This window comes from Pseudomonas sp. CCI4.2 (assembly GCF_034350045.1).
Lineage (GTDB): Bacteria > Pseudomonadota > Gammaproteobacteria > Pseudomonadales > Pseudomonadaceae > Aquipseudomonas.
Genome location: NZ_CP133781.1, coordinates 1096184 through 1110715, shown reverse-complemented (window position 1 = coordinate 1110715; position 14532 = coordinate 1096184). Strand labels below are relative to the sequence as shown.

The window sequence follows — 14532 nt, the reverse complement described above, 5'->3', positions numbered from 1 at the left end:
CGTTAAGGCCTTCGCCAACAAGTTGGCTCCAGATGGGGGGGGTTACCCGCCCACGGCGCCTTTGATTTGGTCCAGCCAACTGGTTTTCTCTTCGGCGGGCAGGCTGTCGAACAGGTCTTTGGCCATTTTTGCGACCTTCGCCGTTTTGTGGGCTTTGAGCAGGGTTTTAAGCTCAGGCGTGGTGGCGGTTTCGTCGCTGAGGGTGGGCGGAATCGGCAAGGCGTTAACCAACTTCAGTACGTCGCCGGTGTCTTTGCTGAAGGCACGGAGGTTGTCGAGGTTGCTCAGCATGGGCAGGGCCATGCCGGTCAGGGTATCGAAGGCGCTGATGCCCGGCAGGCCGACTTTGCCTCGGAACAACGGAATCCCAAACGACGGCGCCAACAACCCCACCAGATAACGGGGGTCATGACGCTTGATGCTCAGGCCGATGCTGGCGACAGCGACAGCGACGCCAATCACTTTCTCAGTGGACACCAGAGGTGACAGAGCTTTGCTCGACTCGTTGTCGAAGAAAATGCAGCGGTAGCGGAAGTAATCGGTGAATAACTCGCGCTCGCCCAAGATGGCGTTCATGAACCAGGCGCGGGAGTCATGGACTTGCTCGTCGAAAAAATCGGTAAGGGTCTGCGCTTTATCGCTGAGGATTGCAAAACTGCCGGCGGCGTAGAGCTTGTCGAAGACGATATTGGCCTTTCGGCGCATTCGAATGTACTCCTCGGCTTCGTCCTCTTCGTTGGTCAGGTACACCCAGCCGCCGAAGGTTACGTGGGCGAGGGTGGCAAAGCTAACGGTATCGGCGTCCCACGACAACCCCCAAAAAGAGGGCACGTAGTCACGGCGAAACTCGGCCATGGCGTTGTCTATTTGCGCTTGGTCAAGGCTGGGTTCGAAGCCTTTGCGCATGTTGAACGTCATCGGCTTTTCAGCACCGATACGTTGCTCATAGGCCAGTTTGATCGCCAGCTGTTCCTCATGGGTCGCCAACGTCGTGCCTGACAACTCGCGTAATGGCTGGCCCTCGTAGATGGCTTTTTCTTCGGCGAATTGTCGTTGGTGCAGGGCTTTGAATGCATCGCGCTCCGGCGTGGTCATATCCTTGCCCTGGAAATGCTGGTAAGCGGCGGTGTGCTTGAACCTGTAACTGGCATAGCGATTGATCCGCCACGCAGTGAGCATTTCCAGTTCGCTTTCCATGGCTTCTTTGAGGGGGCCGGTTTTGTGGAAAGAGAGCCAGGTGTTGAAGCGGTGGGTGAGGGTTTCGGAGACGTCGAAGGCTTCGAAGGTTTTTCTGTCCATTTCCAGCCAAGGCCATTTCTCCCTTTGCTCCGTACTGAGAGCGACCGTCGGTGCCTGCAAAGGTGCGCCCACTGCGTACGCTTCGGCATACATGTGGTGTAGCGGAATCTGCGACAGCACATCCTTGCCTCCCGCTACCGCCTTCCCCTGTTCCCCCGGTGCATAACCACCGCCCACATCCGAGTGGACGCCGGGGTACAGGTATTCGAACGTTCCCTTACGGTAGGTTGACGCGCCGTTCGGATCGTCAGGATTGTCCTTGCGTCGAATTGAATCCAGTGGAAAGCAGCCGCGCTGTTCATGAGCCGCGACCAAATGCACGCAGCGCTCCAGAAACTTCTCCGAATCCGGCAAACGCATGGAGTCATCGGCCCAACCCATGTGCCCGGCGGCAAACGGGGCCACGTAGGCCACGCCCACCGAGGCCACGGTATCGAATAGCCCCATGAAGCCAATGCTGATGGGGATTCCGGCAAACAAATAACAGGTCTCACCGTCCACCTCGACCTTGGTCAGCGCCTCCAGCCAGTTGGCGAACGCCCGGGCTTCGGCAGCCCCCCGAGAGAAACCGTAGATCCACAGGCGCATGCCGATGATGCGCGGGACGGTCTTGCGGGCATGCACGTAGTCGACCTTTTTTTGCAGGGCCATCAACGGTGCTTGCAGGGCTTGCTGGCGTCGGATGAATCCATCTTTAAGCAGTGAGGCGCCAAGCATGTCTTCGGTGACCGAGGTGCCCATTTGTTTAACCAAGGCGTAAGCGTCTGGAGATTGCAAACGTTCATCCCCACAAGCTCTGCCAACGGCATCCAAGAGCCGAGTAATACCCCAGTTGATCCGGTTTTCGCCCCCGGCAGCCATCATTAGTCCATTGTCGTCGGGCGTGAATTCGCCGATTTCCTTGAACTCGGTGCCCACGCCTTGCATGTAATAAGCGTAAAACCCATTTTCATTGGCTCGGCTCTGACCGCCGCCCTGATCAGCGCCGAGGCTGGCATGGTAAAGCCGCGCCACATTGGTGGTGGTGGGTGGCAGGGCAAGTTTGTCCGATGGCTCATGGTTATTGGTGCCGTCGAAACACAGGGTAATTTCCAGCACATCAATGCACGGCGGCCCAGGGTAGGTGAAACCTGCTGCTTTGGCGGCTTTTTCAGCGGCATAGCCTGCCAGAATCCTGGGCCGGATTTGCGTGCGGTAATTGAGCCCGACGTCCAAGTGAGTGCGAGGTAACAGGCCTTCTTTTTTGAAGGGCGGCGTTGGTGTTAAAGACGCCGACGCGGGGCGTTGCGAAGCTGGGTTCAAGGTGCTGGACATACGGCAGGTTCTTCCATTTTCGATGGGTAGCTAAAGGGATACTTGGCATGGCCAGGCGTGGCCGCGACCGCCGAGACGGCGACTTGATCGCAGGGCAAAAAATGGACGTCGACGACGCCTAGCACTTCATACGGCGCCACCTCCACGACGGCGCGGTGGCGGGTGTTGTTGGTCTTTTCTTTTTTCATTCGGGCACGCCAGGCATCAGTGAATGGTGGCTCGGGCCAATCACCGTAAGCGTGTGGTGTTGGATCTTTCTCCCACTCCACCACCACGGTCAGGCCGGGATGCCATTGGCGCGGCAGGGTCACGCAGCAGTTCTGCTTGCCACCCCCGCCGTAAGGCCCGATGTTCGGACCGCCATTGCCGTTGACCATGAAGTAATTGATGGCCGCCGAGGTGTGGCTGTAACCCTCAATGGGCGCGCCGAGGCGGTCGGGTAATGATTGGCTGCACGCTTGCAGGGCCAGACAGGCGAGCACGCCCGCAGCCAAAAGCACCGGCGTACGGCGAGGCCAACCTGAATTCAAGGTGCTGGACATACAGAAGGGACTTCCATTTTGGATGGGTAATTGAAGGGGTAACTGCTTTGACCGGGCGTTGCCGCCACTGCCGAAACGGCGACTTGGTCGCAGGGTAGAAAGTGGCCGTCGATACCCCCCAACTCTGTATAGGGCGCCATCTCCACGACTACCCGATGTCGGGTGTATCTGGACCGGTGCCCTCTTGCAGCTTTGCGCCAAACGTCTGAGTAAAGGGGGTTAAGGGATTCCTTTCTGGAGAACGCGAACACCTGTAGGTTGCGCGACCTTTTCAGGTCGGTGACAGTCTGGGTGAATATGTTCTGAATGATAAAGATCGGCATGTTCGATCCTCTTTTTGTAAGGCCAAAATTCATTGGCTCACATGCTGGCTCAGGTCCACCCACGCCGTATGTAGGACGCATCCGCGACCGTATTAGGATATTTCCTAAACGTAAGTTATAAAAAAACCGCCTGCGATAACGCGGCGGTTTTTGAGTTGAAGGCGGGGATGTATTAGTGCTCAGTTGGAAACAGTAGAGCGTTTATCAACTAATGCCGAAGGCTGCGAAGCCGCTACGACTCTAAGATTTAATTGACAGGGGTGATAGCAAGCAGCCGTAGACCGTGGGAGCAGGCTTGCCTGCGAAGAGGCCGGAATCGCGCCGCTGATGTCGACCTGAAATGTGGGTCGCCTGCATTGGCACTTTCGTTAGCAAGCCCACAGAGACTTCGTTAGACCCGAAAGGGTACGACCGAAAATTTTTATCGCAGCCTTCGGCAGTTCCTACAGAATCCGCGGGACCGATTTATTCGGGAATACTTCAGTCCTGACACGCTGCAATCTCAAGCCACACCAAGTGCAACCCAGTTTGCTGCGCGACAGCGCGGCGTATAGGACGTGGCATTCACCATACAGTCGAAGCAATCATTACCCTAACCGTAACGATTGGGCGTTTTGCTTGATTGATGCTCAAGGCCATTCGATTCTAAGGTGACCCACGACAGCGAATTCGTGGAGCCAGCATGACAATAACAACAACACTCGATCCGCGCTGGTCGCGTCGGCGCAGCGAAAAGCAGCGGCGGCTCGAGCAGGTGCGGTCTCTCGCAGATGGCGTGGTACTGCCGACTGAACACATCGTCGCGGCGCTTGAGGCGCTGATTGCACCCGGCGACCGCGTGGTGCTGGAAGGCAACAACCAGAAGCAGGCAGATTTTCTCTCTCGCTCGCTGGCCAAAGTCGATCCCGCCAAGCTGCACGATCTGCACATGATCATGCCCAGCGTTGGCCGCTCGGAACACTTGGACCTCTTCGAACTCGGCATCGCCCGCAAGCTCGACTTCTCCTTTGCCGGCACCCAAAGCCTGCGCATCAGCCAGTTGCTGGAAGACGGCCTGCTGGAAATCGGCGCCATTCACACCTACATCGAGCTGTACGCGCGGTTAGTGGTCGATCTCATCCCGAATGTCGTGCTGTCAGCCGGTTTCATGGCCGACCGCGCCGGCAATATCTACACCGGGCCCAGCACCGAAGACACCCCCGCATTGGTCGAACCTGCCGCGTTTAGCGACGGTATCGTGATTTTCCAGGTTAATCAGATCGTCGACGATGTCAGCGATCTCCCTCGCGTCGACATCCCTGCGTCATGGGTAGACTTCGTGGTGTTGGCCGACCAGCCGTTTTACATCGAACCGCTGTTCACCCGCGACCCGCGTCACATCAAGCCCGTGCACGTGTTGATGGCGATGATGGCGATCCGAGGCATTTACGAAAAACATAACGTTCAGTCGCTCAACCACGGCATCGGTTTCAACACTGCCGCCATCGAGTTGATTCTGCCCACCTACGGCGAATCCTTGGGGTTGAAAGGCAAGATCTGCCGCAACTGGACGCTGAACCCGCACCCGACCTTGATCCCCGCGATCGAAAGCGGCTGGGTTGAAAGCATCCATTGTTTCGGCACCGAACTGGGCATGGAAAACTACATCGCTGCACGCCCGGACGTGTTCTTCACCGGTCGTGACGGCTCGCTGCGCTCCAACCGGATGATTTGCCAGCTGGCCGGTCAGTACGCGGTGGATTTGTTTATCGGCGCGACGTTGCAAGTCGATGGCGATGGTCACTCCTCAACTGTCACCCGTGGCCGCCTTGCCGGTTTCGGGGGCGCGCCGAACATGGGCCATGATCCTCACGGCCGTCGTCACGCCACCCCCGCGTGGTTGGACATGCGCCAGCAAACCGGTGACGGTCCGGCGGCGTACCTTGAACGCGGCAAAAAGCTCGTGGTGCAAATGGTCGAGACTTTCCAGGAGGGCGGCAAACCGACCTTTGTTGAAACCCTGGACGCGGTTGAAGTCGCAAAGAAAAGCGGCATGGCCCTGGCGCCGATCATGATTTACGGCGATGACGTCACCCACTTGCTCACCGAAGAAGGCATCGCTTACCTGTACAAGGCGCGCTCGTTGGAAGAACGTCAGGCCATGATCGCTGCGGTTGCCGGTGTCACCGTCATCGGCATGCGGCATAACCCCAAAGACACGGCGCGGATGCGGCGTGAGGGGTTGATTGCGCTGCCGGAAGATTTGGGCATCCGCCGTACCGATGCCAGCCGCGAGCTGCTTGCCGCCAAAAGCGTTGCCGATTTGGTGGCGTGGTCTGGAGGCTTGTACAACCCACCCGCCCAATTCAGGAGCTGGTGATGCGCGCACTTAAGCTAGAACCGCTCGCCATGTCGCTGGCCGAGCGCTTGGCCGACCTCGCGGTTGACGCATTGATTGATGAAGCCGACCTGTCGCCGAAACCGGCGCTGGTGGACCGTCGCGGCAACGGTGCACACAGCGATTTGCACTTGGGCTTGATGCATGCCTCGGCCTTGTCGTTGTGGCCCGCGTTTAAAGAGATGGCCGAAGCGGCGCTGGAGTTTGGCGCCGTCGGACAGCCGTTGCGGGAAGCCATCGGCCGCATCGGTCGCGACGGCGAAGCGGCGATGATGCGCACCACGGACGGCGTGAATACCCACCGTGGGGCGATTTGGGCCTTGGGCTTGCTGATAGTCGCTGTCGCGCTAGAGCCGGCGAATCAAACGCCCGCCGCGATCGGTCTGCGAGCGGCGCGCCTGGCCCTGATCGACGACCGTCACTCACCGGTCCAAAACAGCCACGGCGCTGAAGTCGCTCAACGTTACGGCGCACACGGTGCTCGGGAACAGGCGCAGTTGGGCTTTCCGGCAGTGCTGGAGTTTGGTTTGCCGCAGCTGCAACGCAGTCGTGCCGCAGGGCAAGGCGAGCAAAACGCCCGACTCGACGCCTTGCTGGCAATCATGACCACCTTGGGCGATACCTGCGTGCTGTACCGCGCCGGGGAAGCCGGTCTTCAGGCCATGCAACTCGGCGCACAGAAAGTGCTGGATGCGGGCGGCAGTGCCAGCCTCGCGGGTCGGCGTTGCCTGCACGAATTAGATGCGCAGTTGTTGAGCCTGAATGCATCGCCCGGTGGCGCAGCGGACCTGCTCGCAGCGTGCCTGTTTATCGATAGCCTTGAGCCTGGGCTCGGCGAACACTCGAGGAATGTTTGATCATGGAAACCCTTTCTTTTGAATTCCCTGCCGGGCAACCGCCCTTGGGCCGTGCGTTGGTGGGCTGTGTCGGTTCTGGCGATCTGGAAGTGATGCTTGAACCGGGCGAACCGGGCAAGTTGTCGATTCAGGTGACGACCTCGGTCAACGGTGCTTCCTCGCGTTGGCAGCACCTGTTCGAGCGGATGTTTGATGGACAAACACCGCCAGCCATGAGCATCGATATTCATGATTTCGGCGCGACGCCGGGCGTGGTGCGCTTGCGCATGGAACAAGGTTTCGAGGAGATCGGCCATGACTGACAGCGCACGCTTGCTCAATCAGCACAGCTTCGTCGAACTCAATGCTCGCCAGCGCGCCCGTGCAGTATTGGATGCCGGGAGCTTTCGCGAATTACTCGGCCCGTTCGATCGCATGATGTCACCGTGGCTGGCCAAACAAGGCGTCGTGCCACAAGCCGACGATGGGGTAGTGATTGCCAAAGGCACCATCGGTGGTTTACCGGTGGTGGTCGCCGCGATTGAAGGCGCGTTTCAGGGCGGCAGCATGGGCGAAGTCGGTGGCGCGAAAATGGCCGGTGTCTTGGAACTGGCCGCTGAAGACAACCGCAACGGAATTCCCACCGCCGCCGTGCTGTTGCTGGAAACCGGTGGCGTGCGTTTGCAGGAAGCCAATCTGGGCCTGGCGGCGATTGCTGATATCCATGCCGCGATTGTCGATCTGCGCCGCTACCAACCGGTGATCGGCGTGGTGGCGGGCAGCGTTGGTTGCTTCGGCGGCATGTCCATCGCCGCAGGCTTGTGCAGCTATTTATTGGTGACTCAGGAAGCCCGTTTGGGCTTGAACGGTCCGCAGGTCATCGAGCAAGAAGCCGGCATTCAAGAATACGACTCGCGCAACCGGCCGTTCATCTGGAGCTTGACCGGTGGCGAGCAGCGCTTTGCCAGCGCACTGGTGGATGCATTTGCCATCGACGACGTGGCAGCCATTCAGCAGCAAGTGGCCGCCCTGTTGCACAAGGGCTTGCCCGCGCAACATCGCAGCAATCAATACGAACACTATTTACAGCGCCTGTCCGAGTTGGACACCACCTCGCAAATCGACCCGCAAACCGTGCGCGCGCTGTACCAGGGAGAACAGTCATGAGTGATTTCTCAGTGCGGGGTTTGCAGTGGTTTTTGGCCCTGAGCAACGGCGCCGCTGAAGTACAGGGTTTGCCCGCATCGCTGAAAGTCGCCGACGGCGAATTGGGTCAACAGCCGGCGCGCTTTTTAGCGGTGGTTGCCGACACCGACAATCCGTTCCCTCGGGCGCGTAACGGTGAAGTGGGTCTGTTGGAAGGCTGGGGTCTGGCGAAAGCGGTGGACGAAGCCATCGAGCTGGATCAGCACAGCGAACACAAGCGGACCTTGATCGCCATCGTCGACGTGCCGAGTCAAGCTTATGGTCGCCGCGAAGAAGCATTGGGCATTCATCAAGCGCTGGCGGGCGCCGCAGACAGCTACGCCCGTGCGCGGTTGGCCGGGCACCCGGTGATTGCGCTGTTGGTGGGCAAGGCCATGTCCGGTGCGTTTTTGGCGCACGGTTATCAGGCCAATCGCCTAATCGCCCTGCGCGACCCCGGCGTGATGGTGCATGCAATGGGCAAAGCCTCTGCCGCCAGAGTTACCCTTCGCACCGTTGAAGAACTGGAAAAACTCGCGGCCAGCGTGCCACCCATGGCGTATGACATCGACAGCTTCGCGACCTTGGGTTTGCTGTGGAAAACCCTCTCTGTGAGTCAGATCGAAAAGCCCACTGCGCAAGACATTGAGCAGGTTCGAGCGTGCTTGATTGCGGCTGTGGAGGATGTTCGGGCAACTGGCACCGACTTGAGCAGTCGCCTTGGGGCAGAGAACCGAGCGGCGTCTTCCACGGTGCGTGAGCTGTTGCGGGCGCAGTGGTAATGAAGCGTTTTGGCGCGGTGCAGCCCCATGATTTGCTCTGGGGTTTGCCTGCGCGCGCGTTGCCGGCTGATGCGCCACTGTGGGTGGCCGACGCCTTGGGCCTCGGTCAACCGGTGGTGGTGCGTCGGGCATTGGTGGCGGCCGACCAAATCGCGGTAGGTGTGCGCGGTCAGCAGCGTGAACAACGCTATGCCACGCTGATGAACCGGGTTGATATACAACATCAGATTTCGCCGGAACAACTGATTGCTGCTGAATTTGAAGGTGATCACGATTGGCCCGCCTTGAAAGCGCTGAAGCAGATCAAGCCGGTGATGGACGATTTAGGCCTGGTGTGGGGCGTCAGCGGCAGCGCCGGTTTTGAACTGGCCAGTGGTTTTTCAGCGCTGCATGCTGGCAGCGACCTGGATTTGATTCTGCGCACGCCGCAGCTGTTTAGTCGCAACCATTCGGCGCAGTTGGTTGCTCAACTTGAATACGCTGTTTGCCGGATAGACGTGCAGTTGCAAACGCCCAACGGCGGCGTGGCATTGCGTGAGTGGGCCGGAACTGCGCACCAAGTGCTGTTGAAAACCGATCACGGCGCGCGCTTGATCGACAACCCCTGGCTGTCGATCGAGCAAGCGGCATGAGCAGCTTTATGGTATTTCCCGGCCAGGGTGCGCAGTACCCGCAGATGCTCCATCAGTTGCCGGATGAAGCGCTGATTCGCGAGTGCCTGCTTGAGGCCAGCGATGAGTTGGGCGAAGAAATAGGGGGGTTGGATTCTGCTCAAGCATTGACCTATACCCGGGCCGTGCAGCTGTGTTTATTGATCTCGGGTGTGGCCTGCGCTCGGTTGCTGATCGAACGCAGCGAAGCGCCTACCTATGTGGCGGGGCTGTCCATTGGCGCGTACCCCGCAGCAGTGATTGCCGGGTCGCTGGGGTTTGGCGATGCCTTGCGCTTGGTCGCCTTGCGCGGTGAGCTGATGCAAAACGCTTACCCCACAGGATACGGCATGACCGCGATCCTCGGTCTCGATCAAACCACGGTTGAGGCCTTGATCGCCGAGGTTCACTGCGCAGAGACGCCGCTGTACCTCGCCAATATCAATGCCGAGGCGCAAATGGTGGTGGCAGGCAGCGATGCGGCAATGGCTCACGTCGCCGAACTGGCAAAAGCCAAGGGTGCAGCCGCCGCAAAACGTTTGCTGGTCAGCGTGCCGTCTCACTGCGCGTTACTCGACCAGCCGGCGTTGGCCTTGGCAGACGCGTTTGCCAAGGTATCGATGCAAGCACCGACGGTGCGCTACCTCAGTGGCAGCACCGCGCGGTTGGTAATGACCGTCGATAAATTACGCGATGACCTGACCTACAACATGTGTCGGGTGATCGACTGGCGCAGCACCGTACAAACCGCTTACGAGCGTGGAGTGCGCCTGCAAATCGAATTGCCACCCGGCACCGTGCTAACGGGGCTGGGCCGAAAAGTGTTTGAACCAGGAGCTGCGGTCGCCTTTCAAGGGGCCCGCTTGGATACGTTGGGCGCGTTGCTGCAAGAGGAGGGACGCCGTAATCCATAGATCAAATAGCTGCTGCGAAGGATAAAAACAACAACTTCAGCAACGCAATGTGAGGATAAAAATAATGATTATTTACGGTGTGGCTTTACTGGCCATCTGCACCCTGGCAGGGGTCATTCTCGGCGACATGCTGGGCGTGTTACTGGGCGTCAAATCCAATGTCGGCGGTGTGGGCATCGCCATGATCCTGTTGATCTGCGCCCGGTTGTGGATGCAGAAACGCGGTGGCGGCATGACCAAAGACTGCGAGATGGGCGTGGGTTTTTGGGGTGCCATGTACATTCCGGTCGTGGTTGCCATGGCCGCGCAACAAAACGTAGTAGCCGCTTTGCACGGCGGTCCGGTTGCCATTTTGGCCGCCGTCGCCTCGGTGCTGGTGTGTGGTTGCGCCATCGCTTTTATCAGCCGATTCAACAAAGGCGAACCGCTGCCAGCTGAGGAACCGCCGGAAATGTTGCCGGCTGCACCTGTTGTCACCACCGTAGGGGGACGTTGATATGTGGCCACTACTGGCAAAAGACCTCGGCCAATACGGCCTGGTCACGGCGTTCGCGTTTGTCGGCATCGTCATGTGGATGTCCGTCGTTATCTCGAAACGTCTGACGTTCGGCCGTATTCATGGTTCAGCGATTGCCATTGTGATCGGGCTAATCCTTGCGTGGATCGGCGGCACAATGACCGGCGGCGAAAAAGGCCTGGCGGACATCAGTCTGTTTTCCGGCATCGGTTTGATGGGCGGCGCCATGTTGCGTGACTTCGCCATCGTCGCCACTGCCTTCGAAGTGCAAGCCAGCGAAGCACGCAAAGCCGGATTGGTTGGCGTCATCGCCTTGCTGCTGGGCACCACGCTGCCCTTCATCGTAGGGGCGAGCATCGCCTGGATGTTCGGTTACCGTGATGCGATCAGCATGACCACCATCGGTGCAGGCGCTGTGACCTACATCGTTGGCCCCGTCACTGGCGCCGCCATCGGTGCAAGCTCTGCCGTGATGGCGTTGTCCATCGCCACCGGCTTGATCAAAGCGATTCTGGTGATGGTTGCTACCCCGATGGCTGCACGCTGGATGGGTCTCGACAACCCACGCTCGGCGATGGTCTTCGGTGGCCTTGCAGGCACCGTCAGCGGCGTCACCGCAGGTCTCGCCGCCACGGATCGCCGTCTGGTGCCCTACGGCGCACTGACCGCGACCTTCCACACCGGCTTGGGCTGCTTGCTAGGGCCTTCGGTGTTGTACTTCATCGTGCGCGGAATCATGGGCTAAAAAGCAAAAGGCCTCTCGCCCACGTTGGCTCCTACAGAGCCAACGTGGGCGAGGCGGTTTAAATCCGCATCAACCTTGCGAATGCCGATTGGCATACATTCGGCATTCAGCTACCAAGGCCAGTAAGTTTGGGTCGCGCTCTTTGGCTTTCAGGAACACCACGCCGATGTGTTGTTGCATGCGATAGCGTTTCTGGAGTGGGATCAAACGCACTCGGTTCTCATACACCGCCGCTACTCGTCCTGGCAGCAACGCATAGCCGACCCCGGAGCTGACCATGCTCAGCAGGGTGAAGATGTCGTTGACCTGCATCGCCACTTTTGGCTCAAAGCCCGCTTGTTGAAACACCCTAACCCCGTCTTGGTGGGTGGCGAAGCCTTGGGTCAGGGTCAGGAAGGTGGCTTCGCGTAGGTCGCTAAGGTCGACTTCGCTTTGGTGCGAGAAGGGTGAGTCCGCGGGGGCCGCGAGGAAGATGTCGTCGGAGAACAGCGGCAGTTGCTCGCAGTCGGGGTCGCTGACGCTTTCGTTGAGCGACACCAGAATCGCGTCCACTTCCATGTTTTTCAGCTTATAGAACAGATCGATGTTTGAGCCGAGAATCAAGTCGATGTTCAGCTCGCTGCGGCGTATCTTCAAACCCATGATCAGTTGCGGAACGGTTTTGACGGTGAGGGAATACAACGCCCCGAGCTTGAATCGCGCGGCTGAAAACCCAGCAGCCTGACGCGTCACTTCCACGGTTTTGACCACGTCCTGAATCAGTTTTTGCGCACGCTCTTCCAGTACATAAGCGCTCTCCAACGGCGTCAGATTGCGGCCTTCGTGCTTGAACAGCGGGCAGCGCAAGGCGCTTTCCAGCGAGTGTATGGCCCGGTGTACGCTGACGTTGCTTGTCTGCAACTCAACGGCTGCCCGCGCCAAGTTGCCGGTGCGCATGAAGGCCAGAAATATCTCCAGCTTCTTCAGGGTCAGTTCTTCGTCGATCAACATGTCGGGCATTCCTATCAACAACCTATAACGCTTGAATTAACTGTAGGAGCCAACGTGTTGGCGAGGCGATTAATCAAGTACACCCGCTAGGGCCTCTCGCCAACACGTTGGCTCCTACAGATAGTTGTGTGTGCTGTGGAGCATCAGAACCAATCGGCATTCAACAAGCCGCTGGTTAAACCCAGCGCGGTTCCGATCAGGATCAGCCAAATCGCATTGATCCTGGAAAAATAGATGATCGCGGCGCTGATAACGGTCAGTGATATTTGAGCCCAGCCGTTCTCCATGCTTTTGATCAACACGAACGACGCAGCCAGAATCAGGCCGATGGTCACCGGCAATAACAAACGCTTCACCCGCTGCACCCACGGCCGATGAGCCTGGCGCTCCAGCCAGGCGGCGCCGTAATAGGTGATCATCGAACACGGCACCAGCTTGGCCACCATCACTGTCAAAGCACCGGAAATGCCCGCCGCTTCTTGGCCGATGAACACCAGAAACATACCATTGGGCCCCGGCAATGCTTGGGCCATGGCGAAGAACGCGACAAATTGTGCGTCGGTGACCCAATGCGCCTGCATCACGGTGTAGCGGTGAATATCGCTAATCGCCACGCTGTTGCCGCCAATGGCCATCAATGACCAGAGCACGCAGTTGAATGCCAGTTGCAGCAGCACACTTTGCATGGTCAAGCCTCGCCCTGATGCGCGCGACCGTCGGGGGTGAGGTAGCTGAGCGCCAGTGACAGCGGGATGCAGATCAACAGCACCGTCCACAGCGGCAACACCAACAACCCGGTGAAGACGAAGGTGATGACGAACACAGAAAGGGTATGAATGTTGCGCGGCATGCCCTGCAGTAACCTGAGGGTGGTGCCGAGCATCAGGCCGGTGGCGATTGGCATTACGGCGCCGAAGACCTGCTGCACTGCGTACACGTGCCACCATTTGGTGTAAGCAAAACCGGCGAGAATCGTGACGATAGTGGGGAAGAGATAGAGGCCGACAATCGATACCCGGGCGCCGGCCAACCCTTGCTGACGCCTGCCGAAGATGATGCAGATGTTGCCAATATTAGGACCGGGAAAGAACTGGCCGGTGGTCAGCAGCTCTGCGAACTCCGCGTCATCGACCCATTGCCGGCGGTCGACCATCATTTGCCGCGCCCACGGCATGACGCCACCAAACCCAAAGAGCCCGACCATGGCAAAGTTGAAAAACAGCTCCCACAGCGTCGGGCGAATAGGGTTGGGTAATTGCATGGCGATTCTCAAAAAGGCTTAGGCTCAAACGCGCTCAGTGTGAACGTTAGGGCGCTAATTACTCTAGTTTTTTATCGACCAGCGCGACAAGGATTGAGGTCGGGGATTGCGCTTTTGACGCATAACCCTGAGCCTTGCGCGCTGGGTTGTAGGCTTTTGAGGTTCGAGTATGTATCACGGGGAACGTTTAAACGCCTGGACCCACTTGGTGGGGGCCGTGTTGGCTTTCATAGGGGTGGTCTGGATGCTGGTAATGGCCAGCATGGACGGCAGTGTTTGGAAGATCGTCAGTACGGCTATTTACGGCGTGACCTTGCTGCTGCTGTACAGCGTGTCCACGGTGTATCACAGCGTCCGGGGCCGGGCGAAGGTCATCATGCAGAAGGTCGATCACCTGTCGATCTACCTGTTGATTGCGGGCAGCTATACGCCGTTTTGTCTGGTCACCCTACGCGGGCCGTGGGGCTGGACACTGTTTGGTATCGTCTGGGGCTTGGCGGTGATCGGCATGTTGCAGGAAATAAAACCCCGCTCCGAAGCGCGAGTGATGTCCATCGTGATTTACGCGGTGATGGGCTGGATTGTGTTGGTGGCGGTCAAACCGCTGATGGCGGCACTGGGCACAGCGGGATTCGCGTGGCTGGCGGCGGGCGGAATTTTGTACACCATCGGTATTATCTTTTTCGCCTTCGACACGCGATTCAGGCACTGGCATGGCATCTGGCATTTATTCGTGATGGCTGGCAGTTTGCTGCACTTTGTGGCGATACTTTTTTATGTGCTGTGATCTTAAATCG

General features: G+C 58.6%; 16 protein-coding genes. 10 read left to right on the top strand and 6 right to left on the bottom strand.

Annotated features, from left to right (window positions below):
* Nucleotides 1-42: 42 nt before the first annotated feature.
* The 3 genes from RHM65_RS04845 to RHM65_RS04835 are packed head-to-tail and all read right to left on the bottom strand — an operon-like array spanning nucleotide 43 to nucleotide 3478.
* The gene (locus RHM65_RS04845; protein ID WP_322167069.1) at nucleotides 43-2613 is read right to left on the bottom strand and encodes a DUF2235 domain-containing protein; all 2571 of its coding nucleotides are present in this window, start codon (nucleotides 2611-2613) and stop codon (nucleotides 43-45) included.
* Nucleotides 2598-3155, bottom strand: coding sequence for a DUF3304 domain-containing protein (locus RHM65_RS04840; RefSeq protein ID WP_322167070.1), 558 nt, complete (start codon nucleotides 3153-3155; stop codon nucleotides 2598-2600). The genes RHM65_RS04845 and RHM65_RS04840 overlap by 16 nt, the downstream gene beginning before the upstream one ends.
* A complete protein-coding gene (locus RHM65_RS04835; RefSeq protein WP_322184416.1) occupies nucleotides 3140-3478 on the bottom strand; it encodes a DUF3304 domain-containing protein in 339 nt (112 codons plus the stop codon). The genes RHM65_RS04840 and RHM65_RS04835 overlap by 16 nt, the downstream gene beginning before the upstream one ends.
* Nucleotides 3479-4160: 682 nt before the next feature.
* Here RHM65_RS04835 and mdcA point away from each other — a divergent pair.
* The 9 genes from mdcA (at nucleotide 4161) to madM (ending at nucleotide 11484) form a co-directional block, all read left to right on the top strand.
* Nucleotides 4161-5837: a malonate decarboxylase subunit alpha gene (mdcA, locus tag RHM65_RS04830; RefSeq protein ID WP_322184414.1), complete on the top strand. Its 1677-nt coding sequence runs from the start codon at nucleotides 4161-4163 to the stop codon at nucleotides 5835-5837.
* Complete coding sequence (locus RHM65_RS04825; protein ID WP_322167073.1) at nucleotides 5837-6712, top strand: triphosphoribosyl-dephospho-CoA synthase; 876 nt, start codon at nucleotides 5837-5839, stop codon at nucleotides 6710-6712. Before mdcA ends, RHM65_RS04825 begins: the two co-directional genes overlap by 1 nt.
* A gap of 2 nt (nucleotides 6713-6714) precedes the next feature.
* A complete protein-coding gene (locus RHM65_RS04820; protein ID WP_322167074.1) occupies nucleotides 6715-7014 on the top strand; it encodes a malonate decarboxylase subunit delta in 300 nt (99 codons plus the stop codon).
* Nucleotides 7007-7858, top strand: coding sequence for a biotin-independent malonate decarboxylase subunit beta (locus RHM65_RS04815; protein WP_322167075.1), 852 nt, complete (start codon nucleotides 7007-7009; stop codon nucleotides 7856-7858). Before RHM65_RS04820 ends, RHM65_RS04815 begins: the two co-directional genes overlap by 8 nt.
* Entirely contained in the window at nucleotides 7855-8658 is an 804-nt protein-coding gene (mdcE, locus tag RHM65_RS04810) for a biotin-independent malonate decarboxylase subunit gamma (protein WP_322167076.1), read from the top strand. Before RHM65_RS04815 ends, mdcE begins: the two co-directional genes overlap by 4 nt.
* The gene (locus tag RHM65_RS04805) at nucleotides 8652-9290 is read left to right on the top strand and encodes a malonate decarboxylase holo-ACP synthase (protein ID WP_416194749.1); all 639 of its coding nucleotides are present in this window, start codon (nucleotides 8652-8654) and stop codon (nucleotides 9288-9290) included. Before mdcE ends, RHM65_RS04805 begins: the two co-directional genes overlap by 7 nt.
* Nucleotides 9287-10222 (top strand): malonate decarboxylase subunit epsilon, encoded by a 936-nt coding sequence (gene mdcH, locus RHM65_RS04800; RefSeq protein WP_322167078.1) that lies wholly within the window; start codon nucleotides 9287-9289, stop codon nucleotides 10220-10222. The genes RHM65_RS04805 and mdcH overlap by 4 nt, the downstream gene beginning before the upstream one ends.
* A gap of 64 nt (nucleotides 10223-10286) precedes the next feature.
* Nucleotides 10287-10718 carry a malonate transporter subunit MadL gene (gene madL / locus RHM65_RS04795; protein WP_322167079.1) on the top strand — a complete coding sequence of 144 codons (432 nt, stop codon included), beginning with the start codon at nucleotides 10287-10289 and terminating at the stop codon, nucleotides 10716-10718.
* 1 nt (nucleotide 10719) lies between these two features.
* The gene (gene madM / locus RHM65_RS04790; protein ID WP_322167080.1) at nucleotides 10720-11484 is read left to right on the top strand and encodes a malonate transporter subunit MadM; all 765 of its coding nucleotides are present in this window, start codon (nucleotides 10720-10722) and stop codon (nucleotides 11482-11484) included.
* Between the two features lie 69 nt (nucleotides 11485-11553).
* On the opposite strand, the gene RHM65_RS04785 is transcribed toward madM, so the two are convergent.
* From RHM65_RS04785 to RHM65_RS04775, 3 genes are all read right to left on the bottom strand, one after another.
* A complete protein-coding gene (locus RHM65_RS04785) occupies nucleotides 11554-12474 on the bottom strand; it encodes a LysR substrate-binding domain-containing protein (protein WP_322167082.1) in 921 nt (306 codons plus the stop codon).
* Between the two features lie 143 nt (nucleotides 12475-12617).
* Entirely contained in the window at nucleotides 12618-13160 is a 543-nt protein-coding gene (locus RHM65_RS04780) for a chromate transporter (protein ID WP_322184411.1), read from the bottom strand.
* Nucleotides 13161-13162: 2 nt separating this feature from the next.
* Nucleotides 13163-13735, bottom strand: a complete 573-nt coding sequence (locus RHM65_RS04775) for a chromate transporter (protein ID WP_322184409.1) — start codon at nucleotides 13733-13735, stop codon at nucleotides 13163-13165.
* A gap of 169 nt (nucleotides 13736-13904) precedes the next feature.
* Between RHM65_RS04775 and trhA the strand changes: the two genes are divergently transcribed.
* The gene (gene trhA, locus RHM65_RS04770) at nucleotides 13905-14522 is read left to right on the top strand and encodes a PAQR family membrane homeostasis protein TrhA (RefSeq protein WP_322184407.1); all 618 of its coding nucleotides are present in this window, start codon (nucleotides 13905-13907) and stop codon (nucleotides 14520-14522) included.
* The last annotated feature ends 10 nt before the right edge of the window (nucleotides 14523-14532 follow it).

Coding starts and splice junctions, on each gene's coding strand:
- RHM65_RS04845 (WP_322167069.1), bottom strand. CDS start 2,613: ATGTCCAGCACCTTGAACCCAGCTTCGCAACGCCCCGCGTCGGCGTCT.
- RHM65_RS04840 (WP_322167070.1), bottom strand. CDS start 3,155: ATGTCCAGCACCTTGAATTCAGGTTGGCCTCGCCGTACGCCGGTGCTT.
- RHM65_RS04835 (WP_322184416.1), bottom strand. CDS start 3,478: ATGCCGATCTTTATCATTCAGAACATATTCACCCAGACTGTCACCGAC.
- mdcA (WP_322184414.1), top strand. CDS start 4,161: ATGACAATAACAACAACACTCGATCCGCGCTGGTCGCGTCGGCGCAGC.
- RHM65_RS04825 (WP_322167073.1), top strand. CDS start 5,837: ATGCGCGCACTTAAGCTAGAACCGCTCGCCATGTCGCTGGCCGAGCGC.
- RHM65_RS04820 (WP_322167074.1), top strand. CDS start 6,715: ATGGAAACCCTTTCTTTTGAATTCCCTGCCGGGCAACCGCCCTTGGGC.
- RHM65_RS04815 (WP_322167075.1), top strand. CDS start 7,007: ATGACTGACAGCGCACGCTTGCTCAATCAGCACAGCTTCGTCGAACTC.
- mdcE (WP_322167076.1), top strand. CDS start 7,855: ATGAGTGATTTCTCAGTGCGGGGTTTGCAGTGGTTTTTGGCCCTGAGC.
- mdcH (WP_322167078.1), top strand. CDS start 9,287: ATGAGCAGCTTTATGGTATTTCCCGGCCAGGGTGCGCAGTACCCGCAG.
- madL (WP_322167079.1), top strand. CDS start 10,287: ATGATTATTTACGGTGTGGCTTTACTGGCCATCTGCACCCTGGCAGGG.
- madM (WP_322167080.1), top strand. CDS start 10,720: ATGTGGCCACTACTGGCAAAAGACCTCGGCCAATACGGCCTGGTCACG.
- RHM65_RS04785 (WP_322167082.1), bottom strand. CDS start 12,474: ATGTTGATCGACGAAGAACTGACCCTGAAGAAGCTGGAGATATTTCTG.
- RHM65_RS04780 (WP_322184411.1), bottom strand. CDS start 13,160: ATGCAAAGTGTGCTGCTGCAACTGGCATTCAACTGCGTGCTCTGGTCA.
- RHM65_RS04775 (WP_322184409.1), bottom strand. CDS start 13,735: ATGCAATTACCCAACCCTATTCGCCCGACGCTGTGGGAGCTGTTTTTC.
- trhA (WP_322184407.1), top strand. CDS start 13,905: ATGTATCACGGGGAACGTTTAAACGCCTGGACCCACTTGGTGGGGGCC.